23 protein-coding genes and 1 pseudogene are annotated in these 24857 nt (G+C 44.9%); 14 read left to right on the top strand and 10 right to left on the bottom strand.

The features are described from left to right. Positions 1-41 precede the first annotated feature (41 nt). The 8 genes and pseudogenes from ABH09_RS13060 to ABH09_RS10650 form a co-directional block, all read right to left on the bottom strand. Positions 42-221 (bottom strand): annotated as a pseudogene (locus ABH09_RS13060) (DUF4261 domain-containing protein); the annotation flags it as partial. Between the two features lie 46 nt (positions 222-267). Beyond that, positions 268-1182: a hypothetical protein gene (locus ABH09_RS10620; protein ID WP_253714391.1), complete on the bottom strand. Its 915-nt coding sequence runs from the start codon at positions 1180-1182 to the stop codon at positions 268-270. A gap of 373 nt (positions 1183-1555) precedes the next feature. Further along, positions 1556-2470 (bottom strand): ketopantoate reductase family protein, encoded by a 915-nt coding sequence (locus tag ABH09_RS10625; protein WP_253714392.1) that lies wholly within the window; start codon positions 2468-2470, stop codon positions 1556-1558. A 129-nt stretch (positions 2471-2599) separates the two neighbouring features. Next, positions 2600-3478, bottom strand: a complete 879-nt coding sequence (locus tag ABH09_RS10630) for a DUF4261 domain-containing protein (RefSeq protein WP_253714393.1) — start codon at positions 3476-3478, stop codon at positions 2600-2602. Positions 3479-3524: 46 nt separating this feature from the next. After that, the gene (locus ABH09_RS10635) at positions 3525-3983 is read right to left on the bottom strand and encodes a flavodoxin family protein (RefSeq protein WP_253714394.1); all 459 of its coding nucleotides are present in this window, start codon (positions 3981-3983) and stop codon (positions 3525-3527) included. Next, complete coding sequence (locus tag ABH09_RS10640; protein ID WP_253714395.1) at positions 3976-4893, bottom strand: 4Fe-4S dicluster domain-containing protein; 918 nt, start codon at positions 4891-4893, stop codon at positions 3976-3978. The genes ABH09_RS10635 and ABH09_RS10640 overlap by 8 nt, the downstream gene beginning before the upstream one ends. Before the next feature lie 156 nt (positions 4894-5049). After that, positions 5050-5514: a MarR family transcriptional regulator gene (locus ABH09_RS10645; protein ID WP_253714396.1), complete on the bottom strand. Its 465-nt coding sequence runs from the start codon at positions 5512-5514 to the stop codon at positions 5050-5052. Between the two features lie 84 nt (positions 5515-5598). Further along, entirely contained in the window at positions 5599-5745 is a 147-nt protein-coding gene (locus ABH09_RS10650; RefSeq protein WP_162661909.1) for a hypothetical protein, read from the bottom strand. 240 nt (positions 5746-5985) lie between these two features. Here ABH09_RS10650 and ABH09_RS10655 point away from each other — a divergent pair, with 240 nt between their 5' ends. Both ABH09_RS10655 and ABH09_RS13065 read left to right on the top strand, forming a co-directional pair. Continuing rightward, positions 5986-7626 (top strand): hypothetical protein, encoded by a 1641-nt coding sequence (locus ABH09_RS10655; protein ID WP_253714397.1) that lies wholly within the window; start codon positions 5986-5988, stop codon positions 7624-7626. Between the two features lie 323 nt (positions 7627-7949). Further along, complete coding sequence (locus ABH09_RS13065) at positions 7950-8417, top strand: hypothetical protein (protein WP_371922110.1); 468 nt, start codon at positions 7950-7952, stop codon at positions 8415-8417. A 239-nt stretch (positions 8418-8656) separates the two neighbouring features. Here the strand turns inward: ABH09_RS13065 and ABH09_RS10665 are convergent, their stop codons facing one another. Further along, positions 8657-8935 (bottom strand): hypothetical protein, encoded by a 279-nt coding sequence (locus ABH09_RS10665; RefSeq protein WP_253714398.1) that lies wholly within the window; start codon positions 8933-8935, stop codon positions 8657-8659. 401 nt (positions 8936-9336) lie between these two features. Here ABH09_RS10665 and dxs point away from each other — a divergent pair, with 401 nt between their 5' ends. From dxs to ABH09_RS10680, 3 genes are all read left to right on the top strand, one after another. After that, on the top strand, positions 9337-11208 hold the full coding sequence (gene dxs / locus ABH09_RS10670) for a 1-deoxy-D-xylulose-5-phosphate synthase (RefSeq protein ID WP_253714399.1): 1872 nt from the start codon (positions 9337-9339) through the stop codon (positions 11206-11208). 210 nt (positions 11209-11418) lie between these two features. Continuing rightward, positions 11419-11964, top strand: coding sequence for a hypothetical protein (locus ABH09_RS10675; RefSeq protein ID WP_253714401.1), 546 nt, complete (start codon positions 11419-11421; stop codon positions 11962-11964). Further along, the gene (locus tag ABH09_RS10680) at positions 11954-14239 is read left to right on the top strand and encodes an immunoglobulin-like domain-containing protein (RefSeq protein WP_253714402.1); all 2286 of its coding nucleotides are present in this window, start codon (positions 11954-11956) and stop codon (positions 14237-14239) included. The genes ABH09_RS10675 and ABH09_RS10680 overlap by 11 nt, the downstream gene beginning before the upstream one ends. A gap of 218 nt (positions 14240-14457) precedes the next feature. Here ABH09_RS10680 and ABH09_RS10685 read toward each other — a convergent pair whose 3' ends face one another. Then, positions 14458-14820 carry a helix-turn-helix transcriptional regulator gene (locus ABH09_RS10685; RefSeq protein ID WP_253714404.1) on the bottom strand — a complete coding sequence of 121 codons (363 nt, stop codon included), beginning with the start codon at positions 14818-14820 and terminating at the stop codon, positions 14458-14460. A gap of 630 nt (positions 14821-15450) precedes the next feature. Between ABH09_RS10685 and ABH09_RS10690 the strand changes: the two genes are divergently transcribed. The 9 genes from ABH09_RS10690 (at position 15451) to ABH09_RS10730 (ending at position 24614) form a co-directional block, all read left to right on the top strand. After that, the gene (locus ABH09_RS10690) at positions 15451-16506 is read left to right on the top strand and encodes an aldose epimerase family protein (protein ID WP_253714405.1); all 1056 of its coding nucleotides are present in this window, start codon (positions 15451-15453) and stop codon (positions 16504-16506) included. Between the two features lie 145 nt (positions 16507-16651). Next, complete coding sequence (locus ABH09_RS10695) at positions 16652-17266, top strand: V-type ATP synthase subunit E (RefSeq protein WP_162664301.1); 615 nt, start codon at positions 16652-16654, stop codon at positions 17264-17266. Between the two features lie 3 nt (positions 17267-17269). Then, on the top strand, positions 17270-17815 hold the full coding sequence (locus tag ABH09_RS10700; protein WP_162664302.1) for a hypothetical protein: 546 nt from the start codon (positions 17270-17272) through the stop codon (positions 17813-17815). After that, positions 17812-19605 (top strand): V-type ATP synthase subunit A, encoded by a 1794-nt coding sequence (locus ABH09_RS10705; RefSeq protein ID WP_253714406.1) that lies wholly within the window; start codon positions 17812-17814, stop codon positions 19603-19605. The genes ABH09_RS10700 and ABH09_RS10705 overlap by 4 nt, the downstream gene beginning before the upstream one ends. Beyond that, positions 19586-20905, top strand: a complete 1320-nt coding sequence (locus tag ABH09_RS10710; RefSeq protein ID WP_253714407.1) for a V-type ATP synthase subunit B — start codon at positions 19586-19588, stop codon at positions 20903-20905. The genes ABH09_RS10705 and ABH09_RS10710 overlap by 20 nt, the downstream gene beginning before the upstream one ends. Positions 20906-20936: 31 nt before the next feature. Continuing rightward, positions 20937-21554: a V-type ATP synthase subunit D gene (locus ABH09_RS10715; protein ID WP_253714411.1), complete on the top strand. Its 618-nt coding sequence runs from the start codon at positions 20937-20939 to the stop codon at positions 21552-21554. Next, positions 21551-23500 carry a V-type ATP synthase subunit I gene (locus tag ABH09_RS10720; protein WP_253714412.1) on the top strand — a complete coding sequence of 650 codons (1950 nt, stop codon included), beginning with the start codon at positions 21551-21553 and terminating at the stop codon, positions 23498-23500. The genes ABH09_RS10715 and ABH09_RS10720 overlap by 4 nt, the downstream gene beginning before the upstream one ends. 54 nt (positions 23501-23554) lie before the next feature. Continuing rightward, positions 23555-23977, top strand: coding sequence for an ATP synthase subunit K (locus tag ABH09_RS10725; RefSeq protein WP_006187911.1), 423 nt, complete (start codon positions 23555-23557; stop codon positions 23975-23977). Between the two features lie 40 nt (positions 23978-24017). After that, positions 24018-24614, top strand: coding sequence for a DUF2715 domain-containing protein (locus tag ABH09_RS10730; protein WP_371922111.1), 597 nt, complete (start codon positions 24018-24020; stop codon positions 24612-24614). Positions 24615-24857: the final 243 nt, after the last annotated feature.

Below are 24857 nucleotides of genomic sequence, written 5' to 3' on the forward strand. Positions count from 1 at the left end.
TTGTTGATTTTGAATACGAGGGCGGGACTGTATACGCTACTTTGCTTGGTGTTATCATTTATTAAAAGATACGACGCGGTGTTGTATGCATGATTTACAATCAAGTTCGGATCGAGTCCATGAAAATGATATTGTATGTCGGGCAAGAACAACAAGCTCATACCGAGCGTATCGACAAGCATATCTTCGCCACCTTAAATAGTAAAGAAACGGACGTTCATTTTACCAATTTTCTTTGAGATTATTATAGTTTGTATGTTCTCAAATTTAGTACATAACAGATTTAACCAAAATAAAAAGTATTAAATTCCTCTCAGGCGCAGCTTTGTCATCGGCAATTTTCATACATTCGGTTCTTACCGGAGAATGACGATTTAAATTAGCGGCGAGCGACCAAAAGGCTGCATTTTTTATAGATGCACGGTACAATTCTTCACCTGTTATATTCAGTGTTTTAATGAGTTTTTTAAAACTTTCAAGATGTTCCGTATAGCTATCTAACACGGAAATATCGCAGTCTTCCATGGGCGCATCCGGCTCCTCATTGTTATATTTAATATTAAAATCGGAAAGAAGTTTTATAAGCTCTTTTTTTTGTTCTTTAGTGCCCGTAAACGTCGTAATCTTATGCTTAAAAATATCTTCCCATGCTAACACCGAGGCAATTTTTCGAATAGGTGCGGAATCGCCTGTTGCAAAAAAAATACTCCAGAGTATATCGAGCTCCGTTGAATTAGTGATATCGGCTGTCAGCGGATCATACTTGGTCTTATCATCGATAATACCTTTGATAAAGCCTTTTAAATAAGCATCGTTTTCTTTTTCATAAAGCTTATTCAAAAGCTGTTTATCTTTGAGGCTGACAACCAGAATAAGGAATCGCCGCTCTTCGCTATCGCTTTTGCCATATATGGTCATAAGCTGATTGAAAGATTGTTCCGTAGGAAAGATTTTCGAAAAAAAGAATACCGTCGGATAATACCACGAGGCTTCTCTGTCAGGGTGATGGTCGTTAAAAAAAGATTCCAATAATTCCGGCGCTTTTTGGTAGTCTTTCGTTTTATAAAAATCCATTATTCGGTCATCGACGCTTCCGTATTCTTGTGCGACAGCATGCGTCCCACAGATTACGGCAAATACAAACATACAAAAAATACTGATAATAGTTTTCGGTTTTCGCATATACCGCCTCACTTCTCAATGATTATGCACGATATTTTAACCGATCTTACATAAACCGTCTATTCACAAAGAGAAATCAAAAGTGGAGTTGAAAAGCATTGCAAAATGGTCATACAATATGTTCAGATGATAACCGTGTTCCTTCCATGTATCGCCGCAAAATGACCATAAAATAATCACTAAAAATAAGGGACTGATAAGCCATATTCCCATGCGTTTATCGTTCGGTAAGATACCCATAAACAAAAGCTTCCCGAGTTCGGAAAACGCAAGGGCGTATCAAGCACTGTTTAAGGCGAAAAGAACTATAAAGGTGTAACCAAATGCCTCCATATATACTATACGGCAAGTAGTATGAAACAACAAGTAAAGCTCATGTCAAATCAATATATTTTTCATACGATCCCCACACACTCATAGGGAGCCCCAATGACCTGCCGGCATTCAAGACTTCTCTGTATCCAACCACCCATTCGCTGTATCCTTTTTTCATGTGGTTGATTATCATATCCAATGTGTTTTGTTCGGAAAACATTTGTTGCAATATACGGGCAATTAAAAAAACCGGAATATTAAATAAATATGCCGGAAATATTCGATACGTTCTTACTCCCAGTAATCTGCATACCTGTATTCCTTCTCTAAAAGCAAGCACCATTTTCTTAATTGCATTGGGATTTGTAATAACATTTTCAAAACTACCGTATTCTGCAATCACACCAGCTGTAATTGCTTGCTGCAAATAATGAACTTTCAACCACTCAAAGATATTTTTATCAACCGTTATGTTTATACTGGAATTTTGTAATAATGATGAGAAATGCGGCAAGTAAATCGATGAACCGCCTAAACGGGTTGCTTCATCAAATATGATAATGTGTAAGCCTTTTTCGTCTCTTCCGCCGCCTATTGATGAAGGGAATGCAATAAGGTAATCGTCTTGAGAAAGATAGGGATCAATTTCGTTCTTTATATTCCAGTTATTCTGCATAAACACAAAATACTTTGTTTTATTTTTCAATTCTTTTAAATGCGGTAAGACGCTACATAATTGAAAACGATTTACGGCAACTATAATAGCGTCGTAATGATCTTCAATATGGGTAATAATTCTGCGCTCGAATTTCATTGTTTGGTAAATAGTCGATCGTTTTCTTAAATCTTTATAGCTGATTGTAATTTCTTTTTCCGTGTCGGATTTTCCGTAAAAGTCCACTTCGTTATTACAAGACACCAGCCAGCCATATGCCGTGCCTATTGTTCCTGCACCGTAGATTAAGAGTTTCATTGTATAGCCTCAGTTATTTTATTTCAAAAATCACAATAGTTGCTTAAATCAGCTCTTTTCACAATATATTATATTATCGCATTAACCGCATAACAGCAAAAAGTGTACCGGATACTATCATTGTTGTGTTTATTCATACTGTCTGTTACCCGCAGCATAGGCGCCGGTATCTATATCGAGGACTTCGCGCACAGGCTGGATAAGCGATTCTTCGTAGCGGCATATCCATCGTTCGGGCTGCGCTGAACCGTCCGTTATGCCGTCGATGGTGTCGCCGGTTTCTATGGGGTTATTATTTATTAAAAGATACAACGCGATGTTGTATGCATGATTTACAATCAGGTTCGGATCGAGTCCGTGAAAATGATATTGTAAGTCGGGCAAGAACAACAAGCTCATGCCGAGCGTATCGACAAGCATATCTTCGCCGCCTTGAATAGTAAAAAAGCGGACGTTCACGGCAAATTGAATAAAACGGTTTTCACGGGGAAGCGTATGGTTGCGGATAGTTTCTGCAGTAAAAAATTTTCCCGAATTTTCAAAATAAACGGCAGTACAGTCAGGAAAAAGCTCGACCAGCGCCTCTGTAAAATCCATATCGAGTGCTGCACGCTCCAATGCGGGAAGTGCCGCCGCCAGCATATCGGTACCGATGAGTGCATATCGACATTCGGACAAAATAGCATCTTTATCGTCTCTGCAGTCCCACATCTGGCTTTTGGTAAAATCGTCAATGGTATTTCCGTCAAAGGCGGCGGGAGCAATCATTAGCATAGGCGGATACGCCCCATCCTTAAATTCCGCCCGATATCGAGTGGCGGCAAACTGCGCTACGGCAGTGTCCGAATCGTATGAAAAACATTCGGCATCTCCCAAGCGCTTTTGCATCACCGCTTCCATCTGTTCCCGAGCCGGCATTGTTACCGGCGCTTTAAACAAGAGCTTGACAATAAAAATGCCGCCGACTTTTTCTTCTTTGGTTAAGTCCTGTTGAAAAATTTTATCCATATTTTGCCTACCCTTCCCTTCTATTTTTGAAGGTATGAAAAAAATGTTACGCGTTTATAATATTTTTCTCGAAAAAATCGATTGCATTTTTAAAATCGTTTTCGTTCGGTCGGCCTTTGTTTAAACCGCCGATGAGTTTTAAGGGGCCGAAGGTATCAAAACCTTTACAGCCGAATATACCTAGACAGATCTTTCCGTTTTGTTCGGTTCTTTTACGCAGCGTTTTTTCAAACCCTGCATTAACCGCTCCGGCGGTGTAAATAAAAAACAACTTTTGTACGTCGCTCGCAAGTGCTTGTTCAAATAGTGTATCGACCGGTTTTGCAAATTTAAAGTAAAAAATTCCGGAGGCAAAACCGACCGTATCATATCGCTTAAAATCATCGGGATTAAAATCGACAGCTTTGATCAGAACCGTTTCGGGGTACTTCTCTTTTATTTTATACAGCACTTTTTCAGTGTTCCCGTGGTGTGTTGAACTGTATACAATGCATACATTACTCATAGCATAATTCTCCTTCATTATTTATATAGCCGTATCGTTTGGGGTATACGGCCGAGAGGTCTTTTTCCAAAATAATATTTCCATCATTTAATCTTTTTTGTGCAACCGTTCGATATGCAAAATCGATTGCGTTGCTTTTACAATGATAAAAACATTCTCCGCATAAGATACAATTTTTTTGATCTTTTATCGATACCTTACCATCTGCAAAAATAAAATTGTTAACAGGGCACACTGAAATACATTTTTTACATGCACGGCAGTTTTCTTGTATAATCGATACGGTTTTAAACTTTGCATGTATTTTTTCTTGCGAAAGTATGTTCAGCATAAGACGCATAGGGACTTTGGTATACGCAAAAGAACTGCTATTGTCTTGTATATGTTCCGTATGCAAACATAAATCAAAAATAGTACTTATGACCTTCTCTATTAAGCGTTCTTCCGCATCGCCGGGCTTGTGCTCCAGTATTTTGGTACGAAAAAATCTGCTCAGTGTATGAAAGGAGGCAAGTTTTATTCCCAAAACCGGCACATATTTTTTCTTTTTTAATGCACGCCCCATCTCTTCCAATGCAATAAATGAATGAGCACCTCCGTACGTGATAAACGGAACGGCAATTTTTGAACGCTTTTGATCCGGTTCAGGCAGCGCTTCAAGGATGCGCAATACATGAGTTTCCGCATGTCCTGCGTATACCGGCGCGCCTGCAAAAAGAGCATCGAATTCTTGTAAGCGTTCTTCCAAGATTTTTTGCCTTTCGGATTTTGAGGCAAACAACAGGTTATCATCTTTTGTAATATTTATGATATCCGCTGTGCCGCCTTTCTCTTCGATACTCCTCTGAATCATGCGTGCAGCAGCCAATGTGTGTCCCGAAGGACTAAATACAATGATAGCAGCTTTCATAGTAAACCCTCCCATAAACCTTCCTTAAAATGCAACAGTCGAACAAAATATCAATTTTGGAAACTGTTGCATTCGTGCGCGGAACGCGCACATATAATCCGCGAGTTTGCGCTTACGCAAACTCGCAGCGTTTTTAGACAATGCCAACTGCATTGTCTAAAATAAGCCTTCATTTGAGCTTAAATCGGGAATATTGTTATCTACCAATTCCGCTAAACGAGCAATTGCGTCAAATTCTTTTTTTGAGAGTGAATTTAAATACGCTGCAAGTTTCTCGTTAAAACCGGCATGAAATTTTTCGTGATTGTTATACGCAACGATTCCTTCTTTCGTCAGCTTAAAATAAACGGTTTTTTTGTTATCCGCTTTTTTATATTTTTCTATCAATTTTTTCTTGATCAGCTTATCGGCGACTTGTGTTACAGCGCCATTTGTAATACCGAGTTTTTCCGAAAGCTCGGAAGCGCTGTGTCCGCCATCCAAACCTATCGCTTCTATAAAATGAATTTCACTTTGGTACAAAGTATGCTGTGTACCGAAAGTCCTTGGTCTTTTATCATTAGCGTTTATTTTGTACTGAATTTTTACCGTCCGTTTTATGAGATTTTCTACATCATTCATTGCATTGCCCTTTTTATTTTAGCTACTAAAATAAAAATACATTAAAATGCAGTCGATGTCAATATGTTTTAGCAACTAAATATTTTAATACACTAAATCAGTTTCATCAACTTCCAATTTAAGACCAAGCAAGAAGAACTTAACTCCTGCACGGATTGCAAAAAGTTTATTGTATTCCACCGGTTCTTCTTCCCAAAACCACGATGGCATTTTTAATTGAAATGGCAGCATTCCTATGATATAATCCAATCAATTTATAAAAGAAATCTAATATGTCCGTTCAACGGATAGCTTACTGAACCGCTTGGAGATAAAATGAAAAAATCACTTTTAATCATAGCACTTCTGTTCGCCTCATTCGCGGCATTTACTGACGACGGCGGCTCATACAAGCCGGAGGACTGGACTTACGGGAACATCTATGTCAAGGAGCCGAACGACAAAATCGCGCTGGAGCGAGAGCTTCTGGTTGTGGAGCATACGTATATCGGTGAATATGACAGGAAGAGCGACACGTTTCATAAAACCAGCGGGCGCGAAGTAACCGCACGCTTTGATTTTCTGAATACCACGAGGGAACGCGTCACCGTGCCGTGTGCATTCCCTGTGGTGGTAAAGACACAAGTCAGCGTAAAAAAAGATGGTACTGTTTCCGCCGAAGTGCCCGTAGGAAATGGCTACATGGCGAACGAGACTGTGATAGCTATTGCGTTCGGAAAAAGCGGCATCGAGGGCACAGCAAAGGAGGCACTTCTCTCGCTCGACAAAAAACTCCGTACACTTTCGGCAAAAGACTACCTCGCAGAGCTTTCACGCACGGAGCGTTCCGATTCAGTCATGAGACCGTGCTCCATAGAACAGGATGGGAACAGTGTTCCGATCCTGACCGTGGGAATCGAAACAACGGTGGAAAAGGACGAGGAAGGTACGAACTACATTTCGGAAGATAACTGGCATGATGTGAGAGAACTCTACACACTCACGCTCGTGCTTCACTTCTATCATGAGCTGCACTTTCCGCCGGCGGCACGGTCAAAACTTTCGGTCAAATATGACCTCGATTCGGTAAAGAAAAGTTACCGTGGGGACACCTATGCGCTAACCTACGACATCTCCACAGGAGGCACATGGAAAGGGGCGATGAAAAGCTTTGTGGTGCTTTCCGACGGCACAATGACTGCGCACGGCTCTCAGGCAGATTTCGAAAAAACGGAATTCGGAGAGCTTTCGATAAATGGGGTGGGTTTTAATCTATATACAGTAGAGAACTACAAACCTCAAAAAGACGAACGCCTCGTGTTCAAGACCAAAACGCCGTACCGCGACGGTCTTTCCATAGTGTGGGAACGGCAAGATGGCAGGCAGACATTCGTCAAGGAAGTCCGCTCGTCTTCCGCTTACAAAGGTTCCTACAAAATCGCGGGAGATGGCGGACACACCAACTTCTCCTATCAAAACGAAGACGCTTACCTTCGCACATCAGGTTATGGTGTGGAAACTTCGTTCGATGGAATCCTTTTCAACGGCTGGGTCGAGGGGCGTGCAGGTGACGGGATCGGCGAGTGGATTGAGTTTACACTAATAAAAGCCGCGCTTGGTCCTTTCGCCTCAAACGGACTCGCCCGATTCGCGGGGAGACTATACAGCGATTATGGCTCCGGCGACCCGGATTTTACCGTCTTCACGAAATCAGGCTATGCGGGGGCTACATGGCAAGAGAACAACCGCGTAAAGTCGATGATGCTCACTTCCTCCGCGCTTCAAAAGCCGATTGCGCTCGAACTTGCAGACATCTTCCCCGCCACTATGAACGATTTTTCACACCAATGGATAGCGCTGAACGCAGTGAAAAACCCGCTCATCCTTCCGAAAGGTAACTACCGCATGACTATTCGAGGCGTGTATAAGGGCGAAAAGTACGACGACACCGCTATCGGCGAAGTGTGGTTTCTTCCGCTCTCCGCCGCCGCAGAAAGAATCCTTACTGCTGACTGTAATAACGATGGCTTTTACACCGCCCCAATCACAGACATTGTGCAAACTCATGTTGCACACTATGTTTCGCGGCTGGCAGCAATACAGCAGGACGAAGAGGGACAGTGGGGAAAATAAGATGAGTATCAAGCGCTGTTTAAGGCGATACCTTACCGGTAGATTAAATCGGATAAATCAACTATCATTGTACATACTGTCCGGACGGATCAAGGGCTGCCGAACAATTTCTTACGGGTTCCTACGGAACATACACATGGGCAAGAAATGATCTGACTATTACCAGCAATGAAAGCAATTTTGAAAGACACTTTGCAGGGGCTGGGGTACACAGCGTTACACTTAAAAAAGAAAGCGTAAGCAGTAGCGAATACCTTACAAGCGGAGAATACAGTCTTGATGCAAAAAATATAGACGGCGGTGTCTGGAAGGGTATTTTTTATTTGAACGGGAAAGGCTTCCGATACATTACGATTACGCTTAAAAGCGACGGCCGCTGTACGGTTCAGCCCGGGTTATCGGTCGAAGAAGGGATTAAATTCCCGGAAAATTTGAAGATAAAAGGAACGTGTACACAGGCAACCGGTTCGGCAGAAATGACATCTTTTACCGGTATGCCGACATACACTAGGATATTTTTTAGCAGTATTAAACACGGTTCTTTGAAGACTACGTGGGGAACAAAGGAAGTCGAAACCTTTACGGATTATCAGACTCAAGACAGCCCCAATAGCGGAGGTAAAATAACTACGGAAACGTGGAAGGGATCGTCGCGGCTATTCGCAAACGAAACTGCTACCAACGTGTATTACAAGAAAATTTATAAATACGATAACTCAAACGCTTTCATTTCCGGCGAATTTGAAATTTTTATTCCGAAAGATACGGTTCTGCCTGCCGTACTTGAGTAACAGATATCCCATCCGGATCCCCATCTATGCGTTCCTGCTGTACAGTCAAGTTTTACTGCACAGCAGGATTCCTGTACAACCGGTTGTTCCCTTCCTTTATTCATAATGTCAGTTGCCCACACCGTAGGCGTCGAACCAATTTTCATTTTCGACTTCCGTAATTGTCATTGGGGCAATCACGTATACTTATTCTGTTGATACTGTACATCTACTTGCACAAAATACAAGATAGCTACCGTTTACTGAACAAGAAACGGTGTCAAATATACCGGCTTCTTTTGCAAGGCTCCTTCCGTACTCACATCTTTTTGAGACAATACATACAGAGCGCCGATATTTGTCGAGAATTTTTTTGCAAATGCACCGATTGATTCGTGCCTACCCGTTCCGGACGACTTTACTTCAAACACTGCTATTTTATTGCCATTTGAAATTAAAAAATCAACTTCGTAGTAATGGGTACTTCCGGATTTCTCCCATGCGTGATAGTACAGTTCACGTCCTGTTGCCGTAATCATTTGTGCAACCGCATTTTCAAGAAAAAACGGTAGCCTTGACTTTTTACTGCTGTTCGGCTATTATCTCCTATCTTTATAAATAAGGAGTGTGTTCACGTGCCCTGCGGAAAAAAACGGAAGCGACAGAAAATAGCAACGCATAAACGGAAGAAGAAGCTTCGAAAGAATAGACATAAGAACAAGTAACCTCTAAAAATATCATTACGCTTTTTAGAGGTTTCAATAATCTTGTATCCTTCTCGATTATACCGGTGTATAAAGTATATAAGAGGGATGTTTTGTGATTTTGCAAGATTATTATAGGCGTATTGTTCTATCGCTTTTACTACGGTAAGAAAGGGCTTTGTTGAATATCTTCACAGCCCTTTTTTTATGTACCCGGCAGTTCACTGAACATATACATGGATAAAAACGTACTCTTATCAATACGAGAACCGAAAGACCTGCAATCTCTTTCAAGAGAGGAACTTCGTATATTAGCGCATGAGATGCGCAGCGTTATTTTGGAGACTGTAGGCGCAAACGGTGGACATCTTGCCAGCAATCTCGGTGTTATTGAATTGACTATTGCGCTGCATCGAGTATTTTCGAGTCCGAAAGACGCAATCATCTGGGATGTGGGGCATCAATCCTATCCTCATAAGCTCCTAACCGGAAGGTATGATAATTTTTCAACACTCCGCTTAAAGGACGGCCTCGCAGGATTCCCCAAACGGGAAGAAAGCCCCCATGATACATTCAATACAGGGCATGCCTCCACCTCAATTTCGGCCGCCGAGGGGATTCTTATCGGGCGAAAGCTGCAGCACCAAAACGGAAAGGTTATCGCTGTTATCGGTGATGGGGCTTTAAGCGGAGGCATGGCCTTTGAAGCACTCCTAAATGTTACCCCATATACAAAGAATTTGGTTGTTATCCTCAACGATAATAAGATGTCTATCTCTCCGAACATACGGACAGTTTCCGAATACCTCAGCCGTTTAACCGTGCGGAAAGGATACCAGCAGTTTAAATACATCTTTGATACCGCTGTCGGCAAAATTCCGTTTTTAGGCAGGCGTATTAACTTTTTGATTCACCGGTTAAAGCGGGGCGCCAAGGGGATTTTTTACAGGAACAATCTTTTTGCCGATCTCGGATTTGAATATGTCGGGCCGCTGAACGGGCATAACGAAAAAGAACTTGAAAAAGTATTCCGTAATGTCAAAAATATTGATGCACCGGTGCTTATTCATGTTGAAACAAAGAAAGGGAAAGGTTACCCGCTCGCGGAAGATAATCCCTCCGCTTTCCACGGTATCGGACCGTTTAATATTGCCGATGGGAAAATTGAAAAGGCGAGTACCAACTCTTTTACCGAAGCATTTTCTCATATTATCACTGACGAGGCGGCAAAACGGGACGATATCGCCGCAATTACCGCTGCAATGGCGCAGGGGACAGGACTTCAGCGCTTCCAGCAGCAGTTTCCCGATCGTTTTTTTGATGTCGGTATTGCCGAACAGCATGCGGTAACTTTTGCCGCCGGACTTGCGGCAGCCGGTTTACGGCCTATCGCAGCCATTTACAGTACGTTTTTGCAGCGGGCAATCGACCAAATCATTCATGACGTTGCACTGCAAAAACTGCCGGTTATCTTTGCGATAGACCGTGCGGGAGCGGTTCCCTATGACGGCGAAACCCATCAAGGTCTCTATGACATCTGCTTTTTACGTAGTATTCCCAATATGACGGTGCTCGCTCCCGCCTCGGCAGCGGAAATGCGGGCGATGTTTGAATGGGCATTGCAGTTGGATGCACCGGTTGCAATACGGTATCCTAAAAATACATGCGCAGCGGAATGCCCCGCATTTTCGCTGCCGATGGAAACCGGTCGCGGCGTGTTCACCGTAACGGCAGAACACAGCGATGTACTGCTGGTATGTACCGGCGGTATATACCCGGAAACAGCCGAAGCGGCAGCGCTGCTTAGACAAAAAGGGATATCCGCTGATATATACAATCTCCGCTTCTTAAAACCCATCGACGAAGCTTTTTTCTTGGAAAAAGCAAAAAAATACCCTGCGGTACTCTTTATCGAAGACGGCGCATATATCGGCGGTGTCGGGCATTATCTGGAAAGTCTGGTTCAAAAACAACTTTCAGGCATAAAAACCGCAGTACGCGCCTTTCCCGACACGGTCTTTATGCAGGGCTCGCGGCAGGACATCCTTGAATGCGCCGGATTAACCGGTGAGCAGCTTGCCAAAGCCGCATCGGCTCTCTGCCGTTAAGATACAAAACAGCAATCGCAGCGCTCAATGAGAAATGTGCCATTAAAAGTATACGCAGATGTACACTTTTAACGATGTAGTACAGTAATGAACTGCATATTTTAAAGGCACTTGTATTCTCTCCTTTTTGCTTCTATAATAATAGCGTTATGCAAAGCCGAATTGGAGAATTATCTCGCTATCAATTTTCTCAAAAATGCCGTAAAGCACTTGACACGTGCAAAATTTCCGGCACAATTCAGCACTCAGCACTCAGCACTCAGCACTCAGCACTCAGCACTCAGCACTCAGCACTCAGCACTCAGCACTCAGCACTCAGCACTCAGCACTCAGCACTCAGCACTCAGCACTCAGCACTCAGCACTCAGCACTCAGCACTCAGCACTCAGCACTCAGCACTCAGCACTCAGCACTCAGCATAATGTAGCATTCGATGACTTTCTCACTCAAAAGCAAATAGACCTTCCGCTTTATTCTGCGCCGCTTCCCTCTACGCTCAAAAAATATACTTCTGCAAAAAACAATTCCATATACCGGCACTCGTTTACCGTTTTTTCAATCGGCGCCCGGCTGCAATGCCGTCATTTTTCTACACTATCTTTATTTGCTCATAGCATCCTAAAGGGTTTAGTCGGCAGAATTTCAAGAACACCTCATAATGAAGAATGGGGCTGTCAAAAAACCAACCAATTTTTGAGACATCCTTATCGTCCATATATAAAACTATCAAAATCAGGAGAATTCTATGAATCATGATGCAAAGAAAAATGTATGTCCTTTTATGAGGATGTGCTCAATCTGCATTGCGCTCATTGCAGCGGTAATGTTTTTCGGCTGTAAGCAGAATATGGGCAACGAAAGCAAAACGCCGTCACAGCCCAAGTACACGCTCACCTTTAGCGTAGACGGCGGGAACGGGTTCCTTGAAGCGAAAGTTGACGGCACTAAAATCAATTCAGGGGATCAAGTTGAAAAGGGGAAAACCATTGTCTTTACCGCAAAGCCATTTTCCGAGTATAGTGTTGATACGTGGAGCATCGACGGCAGCGCCTTTGAAGAAGGTTCCGGCACCGCAGGAAACCGAACGGCAAAAGTAAAAATTACAGCGGGCACAACAGTAAAAGTAAAATTTAAACCTACCTTAACGGATCAAGAAAAGCTTGAAAAAGCAAAAGAGGCGTTACAACTCAGTTTTCAAAACGACGATACTGCAGACAGCATAAGCTCTCATTGGCTGAACCTTCCTGTGAGTGGATTACATGACACTAAGATTAGCTGGAAGTCAAGCGATGAAGCCATAATCGAGATAAAGAAAGAAAATGAATGGAACTGTTACGGTAGTATTACTCGTCCCGAAGAGAATACGCAGGTAACACTGACGGCAACCATCACAAAAGGAGACGCTTCCGCAACAAAATCCTTTATAGTTACGGTACGCGGCACAAATGAGGATGCGGTAATCAGTGCGGCAGAACAGGCGGTAAAATCGATCCCTTCATTTGTGACAAAAGATACGCATATTCAGTTAAAAACCGAAGAAACGGTTTTCGTTTCGAACGGCAGCAGTAGTTCTTCTGTCAAAGTCGATATAAAGTGGAATGCAAAACCGCCAGAGTTTATCTCAGATTCGGACGGTACGGTTACACCGCATGAAACGGAAATAAAGAAAGTAACATTAACCGCAACCGCAAAAAAAGGAAATGCCGAATCCTCAAAAACCATTGAGGTAACCGTATATCCTAAAAACAACGAACCCAATCTTCAAACTGTTGTAGAGAGGATTGTCAACGGAATACCGACCGAAATTGATGCCGATATTCAGCTGCCGCAGTCTCCCTCAGGGTATGAACTCACATGGTCATCTGCTAATAACAGCATACTAAAGATTGCCGGAAATAGCGGACATATTGAGACATGGGATTTGGTTAACCGAACGGTGAAATTGACTGCAACACTGAAAAAAAATGCTACCGGTGAACAGGCAACAAAACCGAAAACGCTTACAATAAAAGCTCGAAAGAAGTTTACAAGAAAAGCCAATATCTATGGAAACGGTGGAACTTATGAATTTGCCAACGATAAGCTGACGCTGCGACATGGAGACGATGAACCTGCTGCCGTATACCGTGTGGAAAATATTAATTCTACTACTAAAACAATAACAGCAACGCTTGAACGGATTACTAGAGGGCATTATACCACCAATACCTTGCTGAAACCAGAAGAAATGGCAAAAAGCCATCTTGCAAGCATTGAACAACTATTTGATATGTATTTTTCTCTCTTTGAATTTCAACAAAAGCCGTTGGTTACACTGCAAGACATCAGGATCACTATACAACAGTTTCCAGATCAGCCTAACTTTAAGACCGATAAAGAGCTTTTCGAAAACTGGTTTCAACATTCGCTTTCAATGATGTCTTATGAAGAGTTTTTGAAAAAAACTAAGGAAGAACAGAGTGAGCTGCTTAAGACAGTATTAAAATCATGGCATGACAGTATCTACAAGACTTTTGGTTTTGACAAAACGGTTTCGCTTACAGAAGCGAGAGCAAAACAGAAATTATTCCTAAAAAAGGCTGTAGAGGCCCACCTTGAAAGAGCCAAAAAAGCGTATGTATATCAGTACCACATTGAAGGAGAGGTCTTGCATACTAACGCACAGTATATCCCCAATACGCTGTGGTACCGGCAGCCGGGAAAATACAGCTTTCATGCGGAAGATGGCGAAATAAAGGATGTATCCCTATTGGTCAATACTGAATTCGATGGAACGACTTATAGTCACATAAACATCAAAAAAGCAAACGAACAGACGATGCAGTTTTTTGCAGGGAATTATGATGGCAGCTCGGCCTTTAAAGCAAAGAAAAGCGGCCACGGCATACCGGATGAAGAAATAGACGTAACTATTACCGGAGAAGATAAAGACAGTCACACATTGAGCGTAACCATAAGCGGTGCAGTTTCCTTTACGGATGTCCTCACCTTTTCCGGAAAGCCTATTCCAGAATCATGGGATGAATTTTAACGCTATTCGGCCGTCTTTAAAACAGGCGACCGATATATAATCAACAACCTCGTACGAATAAAAAATATTCCAGCTTTACAACTGGCTTTACCAATGAGGCAGCTTCTAAAAATCTAACCGAATTTTTAGAAGCTGCCCTATAGAGGCCTCAATATTGCATTTTAGCATCGGTGGACAATAAAAATGTGTTTTTAAAAGCGACGAGTATACACTAAAAGCTATATAAAACGGCCAGCGTCTATGTTAAATATTTTAGCTAATATATTAGCTGTTTTACGGCTAATAGGCTTCTGCCCTGTCTCCATATTGGAGATAAACTGCCTACTGGTATGCAGTCGTTCAGCCAACTGAGCTTGCGTAAATTTATGTAGATTGCGATAAAACCGTAAGGTGTTCGCAGGCGTTTGCCTCTTTTCAGCTTCTTTAAACCATTCCATACTTGTGGCTTCAACATACTCGTCTTTTTCATCATTCACTGTAAGATATTTTTTATAACTTGTTTCAAGTATAGTCATAATATTTTCAGGGATATCGCCTGATACCGTAAAACTAGTATGGGGCATTTTCACGACTGCCAACATATTCAACCTCCAATTAAATTATGCAAAACATCTTGCGCTTTTTCGGGCATAAGGCGTATTGTTTTATTTAATTTTTTAGGCATAACTACTGTATATTTCATATTCATAATGTAATATATTTTATATTACATGTCAAACCTCGTTTTAGGAAATCAATATACTCCAGTGCAGTGTGCAGCCGAAGAACAGCAATAACTCGCCCCTTTGTACGAAAAAACCTTTTCGCATCCTTTTAAAACGCAGATGCGCCGCTCCCAGCGCTTTTGAAAACAGGCGATGCAGATGCACCTGCCTATTTTTACAGGGCAACCGCATTATAAAATATTTGCAGCGGGTGCCTTCCTTCTGTGCGAAATTTTGCTTAAAATTTCGCACATTTTTCCAGCAAAGGGGGAAACGCATCAGGGAAAATAGATAAAAATCGCGGAAAAATTGAGACTGTGAGACCATTTGAACCGCGAAGAGGTTCAACTCTGGTCGAATAGTCTCAATTTTTCCGCGGGGGTGTTAAAAAAACGGCCTGATGCGTTTCCCCTGCATATTTTCAAAAGCATCCTTGTAAATTTGTGGAAATGCTTGTACAATAAATACCAGCGTTTACTTTTTTGCAGGTAACTTTGGGCAGGTAGTATGGAAGTAAAGAAAGAGCGGTTCGGGATGCTGTCATCGGGAGATGCGGTATCGATTTTTACGGTTTCTAATGGCACAATGTCGTTTTCGGCAATCGATTACGGCTGCTGTATTACCGCGATTTTATTACCCGCAGCAAAGGGCGGATATGACGATATCGTGCTCGGCTATTCAACGCTCGAAGGGTATATCCGTAATAAGCCTTATTTCGGTTCTATTGTCGGGCGATGTGCAGGTCGTATTTCAAATGCCCGCTTTTCTATAGAAGAAAAATGCTATACACTGACCCGCAATGACGGCGGAAGACATTGTTTGCATGGCGGTTATCCTCTGTATGGCAAGCAGTTGTGGCAAGCGGAACCTATTTCCGGCAGTGATGAGGCGGGTATCCGTTTTTCCAGAATAAGTCCTAACGGAGAGCAAGGCTTTCCCGGCGAAGTTCAGCTTACCGTTTCGTATACCCTCAACAAAAACAATACTATCACGCTTCGGTACGAAGCTCATACAACAAAGACAACTCCAATCAGTCTGACAAATCATACGTATTTTAATCTGAACCCTGCGGGGATGCAGGATGATGGAAGTTATGTTTCAGTGTTGAATCATCAAGTTCAGCTTTTGGCAAGTCGCTATGCAGAGGTTGACGCTTTGCTTATACCGACCGGCACGCTGGTGCCCGTAGCAGGGACGCCGTTCGATTTCCGTACGCCGAAGTTGTTATCACAGGATTTTGCTCAATTGAAAAACGGCTATGACGATACATGGCTGCTCGATGCGGATGGTGCGGACGATGTTCCGCTTGCTGCGGTTGTAACTGAGCCGGCGACAGGCAGAGCGCTGCGTATTTATTCAACACAGCCGGCAATTACGATGTATACCGGAAACTTTTTAAGCGGAGAGCAGGGCAAAAACGGTGATGTGTACAACAAGCATTCCGGCGTGTGCTTTGAAACTCAGCATATACCGGATTCGCCCAATCGTCCTGAATTCCCTTCCGTATGGGTTCATCCCGACGAAGTGTATCGGCACGAAACGCAGTGGCGCTTTACGGTTTAGCGGTAAGGAGCAACCAGCGTACAATTGGGAGCGGATGCTATCGGGGTTATAACGATGCCGAATAAATGTTATGGTGATAACTAGCGATTGATAGACTAGAAATTGATCGAATCGATATATACGATATAAGAGAGGTGAGTTGATTATGGAAGTTCAGTTACAGGATCTTGTTGAAAAGATCAAGCAGGACGGTATTGCTTCTGCTGAACAGCAAGCTGCGGGTATCATTGCCGAAGCGGAGAAAAAGGCAAAGGCTATCGTTGCGGATGCGGAAAAAGAGGCTGAAACCTTGTTGAAGAAGACTGAAGTCGAATCCCAACGGTTTACAAACGCTTCGGAGGCTGCCGTTAAACAGGCTTGCCGCAATGCGCTCATCGCCTTTAGAGAAGGAGTTACCGCTTCTCTCGATGCCCTCATCAAAGCGGAAACCGCAGCGGCATATAACAGCGATGTACTCAAAACGCTGATTCCCGAAGCGGTAAAGGGTTGGATTAAAACAAACGAAGCCGATATTTCCATTATTCTGTCCCCTGAAGATGCTAAAAAGCTGGAAAGTGCTTTGCTCGCTGCGTTTAAGAAAGAGGTTGAAAAAGGCATCGAGGTTAAATCCGATGCACAGCTTGCAGGCGGCTTTAGAATTGGGGTAAAGGACGGTTCGGCATACTATGATTTTTCTGCAGAAGCGGTTGCCGATTTGTTTTCCGCCTATATCAGCTCACGCGCTGCACGCCTGTTGAAGGATGCGGTAAAGGAGTTATAAGGAGTGGCTTCATACTATTATTTGATGGCTCAGCTGCCGTCAATTATGCCGCACACCGACCCTCCGCTTTCTTACGCGCAATTTAAAGAGCTTGCCCTGCGGTTTTTAACTGAAAAAGATGCTGCCGTGCTGGAATCTTTAACGCTCGTTCCGCCCCGCGAGGCTGTCCATACGGCTTCTGCTGTGGTGAACGAATGGTATGCGTTTGAACAAGAACTGCGGTTTGCGCTTGAACAAATACGCGCTGCAAAGCTGAAACGGGATGAGCGGATTGCTCCTGCAGAAACACCTGCTTCCGCCTTTGATATCGGCGCTATTGTGCGCGGGGTTTCCAACATCGATGACCCCTTAGCGGCGGAACGGTATTTGCTGAATGCGCGGCTTGCGGCAGCGGATCAGCTGCGGAAACTGCATTTTTTTGATAGCGAAGCGGTTTTCGGCTATGGAATTGTATTACTGTTGAGCGAACGGGCTTCAAAATTTAAGATGGAAACCGGCCGCACAGAATATCACTCAATTTATACACAAATTCTCGGAGAAAAGATATGAGAGGAACGAAAGGAAAGGTAGTCGGTATTAACGGGAATATGGTCAGCGTTGAGTTTGACGGTCTGGTTACGTTAAACGAAGTTGGCTACGTCCATATCGGCGACACCAAATTGAAGAGCGAGATCATCCGTATACGCGGCTCCGTTGCTCAGATGCAGGTATTCGAAATTACCAAGGGTATCCGCGTCGGTGATGAAGTTGAGTTTACCGGAGATCTCTTGTCGGTTGAACTTGGGCCGGGACTGCTCGGCAGAGTGTATGACGGTTTGCAGAACCCGCTCCCCGACCTTGCAGAAAAGGCGGGCTACTTTTTGGAGCGCGGTATCTATTTAAATGCGCTTCCTACCGAAGCACAGTGGGATTTTACGCCGGTTGCACAGGTCGGCGATACGCTCGTGCGCGGCGATGTGCTAGGAACCGTGCCGGAGGGGAACTTTACCCACCGGATTATGCTTCCCTTCGGTATGTACGGCACATACACGCTTTCTTCCATTAATCCGGCAGGGCAATACACCGTACATGAAACCATTGCGGAAGTAATCGATGAACGCGGGAAAAAGTACCCGCTTACGATGAGCTTCCGCTGGCCGGTAAAGCGTGCAATCGACTGCTATGCCGAACGGCTCAAGCCCTCCGAAACGCTTGTTACCAAAATCCGCACCGTAGATACCTTCTTCCCGGTAGCAAAGGGCGGAACCTATTGTATTCCGGGGCCGTTCGGTGCCGGTAAAACCGTTTTACAGCACGCAACCAGCCGTAACGCAGAGGTTGATATCGTTATCATTGCCGCCTGCGGTGAGCGCGCCGGTGAAGTTGTAGAAACCTTAAAAGAATTCCCTGAATTGATTGACCCCCGCACGGGACGTACCCTGATGGAGCGGACGGTTATCATTTGTAATACATCGTCGATGCCGGTTGCGGCGCGCGAGGCTTCGGTTTATACCGGCGTTACCCTTGCCGAATACTACCGCCAGATGGGGCTTGACGTTCTGCTCCTTGCAGACTCCACCAGCCGCTGGGCGCAGGCTTTGCGCGAAATGTCCGGACGCTTGGAAGAAATCCCCGGTGAAGAAGCCTTCCCCGCCTACTTGGAATCCTACATTGCAGCGTTCTATGAGCGCGCCGGTATTGTCCGCTTAAAGGACGGCAGCAAAGGCTCCGTAACGATCGGCGGTACGGTTTCCCCCGCAGGCGGTAACTTTGAAGAGCCGGTTACGCAGGCAACGCTCAAAGTTGTCGGCGCTTTCCACGGACTTTCCCGCGAACGCTCCGATGCCCGTAAATATCCCGCCATCCACCCGCTCGATTCATGGTCGAAATACCCGAGCGTACTCGGCACGGCGCAGGTGGAATACGGCAGAAGGATGCTCCGCCGCGGTACCGAGGTCGAACAGATGATGAAGGTTGTCGGTGAAGAAGGTACCAGTATGGAAGACTTTATTGTCTACTTGAAGGGAGACTTCCTCGACGCGGTTTATTTACAGCAAAACTCCTTCGATAAGGTTGACGATGCCGTTTCCGTAGAGCGCCAGCGCTATATTTACAAACTGATCCTGCGCATATTGGGTTCTCAGTTCTCCTTTAATACCAAGGATGAAGCCCGCGCATACTTTAACAAGCTGCGCCAGTCCTTTATCGACTATAACTATTCGCCGTGGGAATCGCCGGAATTTAAGCAGCATGAAGCTGCTATTACCGGAGCGCTTTCCGATAAGGCAACAGGGCTGGATGAAAAAGCGGCAAAACTCATAAAAGAAGCGGAGGCACATCATGAAGAAAGTGTACAGTAAGATTGAATCCATTAACGGTTCGGTTATAACCGTCAAGGCTGAAGATGTGTCCTACGGTGAGCTTGCGCAGGTTCAGACAAGCTTTGGCGCCTCGCTCGCGCAGGTCAATAAGCTGGATAGAGGGCTTGTTTCGTTGCAGGTATTTGCAGGCGGACGCGGTGTTTCCACCGGTGATGAGGTACGCTTCCTCGGCAGGGAAATGCAGGTAAGCTTTTCCGATGACTTGCTCGGACGTATCTTTAACGGTTCAGGTGAGCCGCGCGACCAAGGCCCGATGCTCAAGGATAATATGGTAGAAATCGGCGGCCCGTCCGTAAACCCGTCCAAGCGTATCATGGCGAAGCGCATGATCAGAACCGGTATTCCGATGATCGACGTATTCAACACCCTCGTGGTTTCCCAGAAGCTGCCGATTTTCTCAAGCTCCGGTGAACCCTACAACGAACTGCTCGCACGTATCGCAATGCAGGCTGAGGTTGACGTCATCGTACTCGGCGGTATGGGACTGAAATACGACGACTACCTCTATTTTAAGGATACGCTGGAAGAAGCGGGCGCACTGAGCCGCACGGTGATGTTCGTACACACTGCCGCCGACCCGACGGTAGAATGTTTGATGATCCCCGATATGTGTCTTGCAGTCGGCGAGCAATTTGCACTCAAAGGCAAGGATGTCCTCGTCCTTTTAACCGATATGACCAACTTCGCCGATGCGATGAAGGAAATTGCCATTATACAGGAGCAGGTTCCGTCAAACCGCGGTTATCCCGGCGATCTTTACAGCCAGCTTGCCGCCCGCTACGAAAAGGCGGTTGACTTTGACGACGCAGGTTCGGTTACCGTTCTTGCCGTTACCACCATGCCCGGCGACGACGTAACGCACCCCGTTCCCGATAACACCGGATACATCACCGAAGGTCAGTTCTATCTTAAACACGGACGCATCGAACCGTTCGGAAGTCTTTCCCGTCTCAAGCAGAACGTTAACGGCAAGACCCGTGAAGATCACCGTGCGCTCATGGACAATATGATCAAGCTCTATGCGTCCTACAAGGACACGCTTGAGAAAAAGTCGATGGGCTTTATGATGAGTGAATGGGACGGCAAGCTGCTGAAATACGGTGAGCTTTTTGAATCCCGCATGATGGACTTGTCGGTGAATATTCCGCTTGAGGAAGCGCTCGATAACGGATGGAAGATTCTTTCGTCCTGCTTTACTCCTGAGGAAACCGGTATTAAGTCCGATTTGATCAAAACCTTCTGGCCCAAGGATGCGCAGAACAATCCCTCCGCGGATTAATGCGTTTCCTTCCATATTATAAGGAATAGCGATGGCTATTAAACTGACGAAAAACGAGCTGAAAAATCAAAAAGAATCGCTTAAGATGTTCCAGCGGTACTTGCCGACGCTTCAGCTTAAAAAACAGCAGCTGCAAACCGAAATCCGCACGATTGAGATGCATGCAAAAGAGGTTCGGCTGAACCGAGATGCGCTGCACAAGGAGTTTGAGCAGTGGATTGCCGTCTTCGGTGAAGCGGGAGTCTTTACGCCTGAAATCCTCAAGGTGAAAGAAGTGCGTACCTCGACGGGAAATATTGCCGGTGTTTCGATACCGGTATTTTCCGGGGCGGACTTTGAACGCAGCAGCTACGATCTTTTTACAACGCCGCTTTGGCTCGACATTGCCTGCGACCGGATGGAGCGGGTTTTATCGCTCGATCTTGAAGCCCAAATCCTCGATGAACAGGTGGCACGGCTCAACAACGAACTGCGTACTACAACGCAGCGTGTCAACTTGTTTGAAAAGGTGAAGATACCGGAAACAAAGCGGAACATCAAAAAAATTTCCGTGTATCTGGGAGATCAGCAGGTAGCGGCTGTTGTGCGCGGGAAGATTTCCAAGAAAAACTTGGAAAAGAACGCTCCGGATGAGGAGGAAACAGCATGATTTTACCGATGAAAAAACTGACGCTCCTTGTGCTGGATTCTCAGAAAAAGGCGGCTTTAAAAACGCTGCGGAACTTCGGTGCGGTGCATATCGAAAAGGAAACCGCTTCAAGCGATACCTTGACGGAATTGCAAAACACATACACGAGAGTACAGCAAGCGGAAGCATTGATTACCGAATCGCAGCCGAAAAAAGCTGAAAAAGCACAGACTGAAACGCTCACATTGAGCCGGAATGACTTATTGCAGGCAGTTGACGAGATTCTTGACCTCAAAGACCAAGAATCAAATACACGGGCTGCAATCAATAAGCTGACCGGCGACATTGAAGCATACAATGCTTGGGGGGATTTTGAGCCCAAAGATATACACAGCTTTGAAGAAAATGGCATCTATTTGACGATGGGTGAGCTTCCGGAAAAGTCATATACAGCACTGCCTGAAACGATTAAAACGGTACGGCTTGCAGGCGGCAAAAAAACAGTCCGCTTTGCCATAGTGTCCGAAACCGCAGATGTTCCTGCCGATTTGCCGTCCGATTTTAGTCCGCTTATTTTACCGGATATGCGGCTTTCGGCAATGCATACCGAAAGGGAACGGTTGCAAAAACAGCTGCCCTCATTCAAAGCAAAGATTGGGACACGGACTGAATTGCTTGCGCCGTTAAAGGCAGAGGCAAAAAAGCTTGCAAAAGAGATTGAGTTTGAAACCGTCCGTGCCGGTATGGAAGTCATTCCACTTGAAGAAGATACGGCGGCTGCTTCCGGTATCGATAGCTCGGTAACGCTTGCCGCATCCGGCAATACTGCAAATGCTGCAAACGGCACTACCGGGACTGCCGCAAAAGAGCCGATACGGCTTGCACGGCTTTCCGGTTATATTCTTGCTGAAAAACAAGCTGATTTTGCAGGGCTTGCAAAGGCAAACGGCTGGGCGTTTATTTCAGATGATCCTGCTGAAGAAGATGCCGTTCCGACTGCCATGCGGCATAACCGGTTTGTACAGCTGCTTACCCCGCTAACGGACTTCCTCGGTACCGTGCCGGGCTACCGCGAACCTGATATTTCGCTGTGGTTCCTGCTCTTTTTCGGTATCTTCTTTGCAATGATTTTCGGGGACGCAGGCTACGGCGGCATCCTCGTGATCTTATCGCTCATCGGAATCGTCAAAGCAAAAGCGAAGGAGCAGCCCGCTCCGCTTGCCATGCAGATGTTCCTTTACCTCGGTGTCCTCACCGTTATCTGGGGAACTGCAACCTGCAACTGGTTCGGCATCTCGGTGGAGTACATCCCCGCATGGCTGAAAAACCTGTCCGTACCGGCTATCTCGAACGTAACGGAAGAGAGCATCAGAAATGCCAACTTGATGCAGTTCTGCTTTACACTCGGGCTTATTCAGCTGACAATCGGGCATATCATCTCGATTGTGCGGAATATCCGTTCTCCGCAGATACTGGGACACATTGGTTCCATTGCGATGCTCTGCGGAATGTATGTTGTAGTGTTAAGCCTTGTCGTCAGCGCCGAGCGGTATCAGATTAACCAGCCGGTAATGATTGCGGTAGGTGGCGGCTTTGCGCTCAACTTTATTTTTTCAAATTATCAAACCGGTATCGGGCAGAGTATCGTGGACAGCCTTAAAAATATCATCACGATGTTCTTAGGGGTGGTAAACGTCTTTGCCGATATCATGAGCTATATCCGTCTTTGGGCAGTCGGGCTTGCAGGTTCTGCAATCAGCGCGACAGTCAACCAAATGGCGGGGCCGGCGCTCGGCAGCTTCCTCATCTTTTTGGGTGTGCTGCTGTTATTCTTCGGACACGGGTTGAACTATATTATGAACGTACTTTCAGTCATTGTACACGGAGTGCGGCTTAATACATTAGAGTTTTCAAACCATGTCGGATTAACGTGGGCAGGGTTCAAATACGAACCTTTTGCAGAATAATTAAATAAGAAGAACAACTTCTTATCGTGTAGATTATCAATTTGGAGGATTTCAATGAGTTTTGGTATGTTTGGTGCAGCAGCTGCACTCGGTATTTCGGCATTCGGATCGGCATTAGGGCTTGCTATCGCAGGACAGGGCACAATCGGAGCGTGGAAGCGGTGTTATTTGAATAATAAACCGGCTCCCTTCATCCTCCTCGCATTTGCAGGCGCCCCGCTCACGCAGACCATTTACGGCTTCTTGCTGATGAACAAAATGCTTACTTCAAAAGCGGATCCGTGGTTCCTGTTAGGTGTCGGTGTTGCGTGCGGTCTCGGTATTGCAGCTTCCGCTATTGCACAGGGTAAGGCTTCCGCAGCAGGTTCTGATGCGTTGGCGGAAACCGGTAAAGGTTTCGGTCAGTACATTACCGTTGTCGGTCTTTGCGAAACCGTCGCGTTGTTCGTTATGGTTTTCGGACTGATTAACTGCTAAGCGGTGTCCATTGCTTATTTAAAGCAGCACTGATTATTCCGTGTCGGAATTAGTCAGCGCTGCTTCCTTAAGGAGAAATACACATGAAAAAAATATAGTATTCTGTTTCTTTGCTGTCGCTATTCTTTCAAGCTTGTTTGCAGATCATGATATAATTTTAGCTCCCTCCGTGGGGTATACATATACCAATGCCTTTACGGTGAAAAATCCTATCAATCCTTCATCGGAGAATATCGATTATTTTAAAGCTCACAACGGTTACCTTGAATTTACGGTTGGAGTTATTTTGGACAACGGCTTTACTTTTATTGAAGATGCCGGATTTGCAGCCGGCCCTGCGTATGTTACGGATAGCCAAATGCGCGTTCCTTCTTTCTTTTTTATATCCCGCTCTTTGCTAGGATATACGTTCAAGCCTACACAGAACTTGTATATTAATCTTTTAACAGGGCTCGGATTAACCTGGGGATATCCGCAGGTGCTGCAAGTAGGTATGCCGGTTAATATAGGTCTTTTTTGTTTTTTTAGTAAAAAAAGCGGCTTAAACATAACAGCAACGGATATGGTTGGAATCGGGTTTCCGTCTTTTTTAACAAATGCCTTTACCGTTAAAATAGGGCCTATTTTTAGACTGTAGCGTTATCAGCCATGCTGATAAGACAGCATTTTCGTTAACTGAGACTTATACTCCTGCCTTTTCAACTGTTCAAAGTTTTAAAGGTTCTGCAATTATGGCTTTTCTACTGCGCAGAGAATATTTTTGTAGCCGGTACAGTCCACGAGCTTTGGAACATCGGTGTGTATTATTATCTGTGAGGAAATACAAGCTTCGCGTGTACTGTATTATTGCTGTACTTTACGCTCGGCGTTTATTTCAGCA

Source organism: Treponema sp. OMZ 803 (genome assembly GCF_024181165.1).
Taxonomy (GTDB): Bacteria; Spirochaetota; Spirochaetia; order Treponematales; family Treponemataceae; genus Treponema.

What these genes read in the sequence shown, in the direction of transcription:
- ABH09_RS10720 (WP_253714412.1), top strand. Translation starts at nt 21,551, where the DNA reads ATGATTTTACCGATGAAAAAACTGACGCTCCTTGTGCTGGATTCTCAG.
- ABH09_RS10625 (WP_253714392.1), bottom strand. Translation starts at nt 2,470, where the DNA reads ATGAAACTCTTAATCTACGGTGCAGGAACAATAGGCACGGCATATGGC.
- ABH09_RS10680 (WP_253714402.1), top strand. Translation starts at nt 11,954, where the DNA reads ATGAATCATGATGCAAAGAAAAATGTATGTCCTTTTATGAGGATGTGC.
- ABH09_RS10690 (WP_253714405.1), top strand. Translation starts at nt 15,451, where the DNA reads ATGGAAGTAAAGAAAGAGCGGTTCGGGATGCTGTCATCGGGAGATGCG.
- ABH09_RS10650 (WP_162661909.1), bottom strand. Translation starts at nt 5,745, where the DNA reads ATGCTGCCATTTCAATTAAAAATGCCATCGTGGTTTTGGGAAGAAGAA.
- ABH09_RS10695 (WP_162664301.1), top strand. Translation starts at nt 16,652, where the DNA reads ATGGAAGTTCAGTTACAGGATCTTGTTGAAAAGATCAAGCAGGACGGT.
- ABH09_RS10710 (WP_253714407.1), top strand. Translation starts at nt 19,586, where the DNA reads ATGAAGAAAGTGTACAGTAAGATTGAATCCATTAACGGTTCGGTTATA.
- ABH09_RS10665 (WP_253714398.1), bottom strand. Translation starts at nt 8,935, where the DNA reads ATGATTACGGCAACAGGACGTGAACTGTACTATCACGCATGGGAGAAA.
- ABH09_RS10620 (WP_253714391.1), bottom strand. Translation starts at nt 1,182, where the DNA reads ATGCGAAAACCGAAAACTATTATCAGTATTTTTTGTATGTTTGTATTT.
- ABH09_RS10685 (WP_253714404.1), bottom strand. Translation starts at nt 14,820, where the DNA reads ATGTTGGCAGTCGTGAAAATGCCCCATACTAGTTTTACGGTATCAGGC.
- ABH09_RS10715 (WP_253714411.1), top strand. Translation starts at nt 20,937, where the DNA reads ATGGCTATTAAACTGACGAAAAACGAGCTGAAAAATCAAAAAGAATCG.
- ABH09_RS10640 (WP_253714395.1), bottom strand. Translation starts at nt 4,893, where the DNA reads ATGAAAGCTGCTATCATTGTATTTAGTCCTTCGGGACACACATTGGCT.
- dxs (WP_253714399.1), top strand. Translation starts at nt 9,337, where the DNA reads ATGGATAAAAACGTACTCTTATCAATACGAGAACCGAAAGACCTGCAA.
- ABH09_RS10630 (WP_253714393.1), bottom strand. Translation starts at nt 3,478, where the DNA reads ATGGATAAAATTTTTCAACAGGACTTAACCAAAGAAGAAAAAGTCGGC.
- ABH09_RS10645 (WP_253714396.1), bottom strand. Translation starts at nt 5,514, where the DNA reads ATGAATGATGTAGAAAATCTCATAAAACGGACGGTAAAAATTCAGTAC.
- ABH09_RS10635 (WP_253714394.1), bottom strand. Translation starts at nt 3,983, where the DNA reads ATGAGTAATGTATGCATTGTATACAGTTCAACACACCACGGGAACACT.
- ABH09_RS10725 (WP_006187911.1), top strand. Translation starts at nt 23,555, where the DNA reads ATGAGTTTTGGTATGTTTGGTGCAGCAGCTGCACTCGGTATTTCGGCA.
- ABH09_RS10705 (WP_253714406.1), top strand. Translation starts at nt 17,812, where the DNA reads ATGAGAGGAACGAAAGGAAAGGTAGTCGGTATTAACGGGAATATGGTC.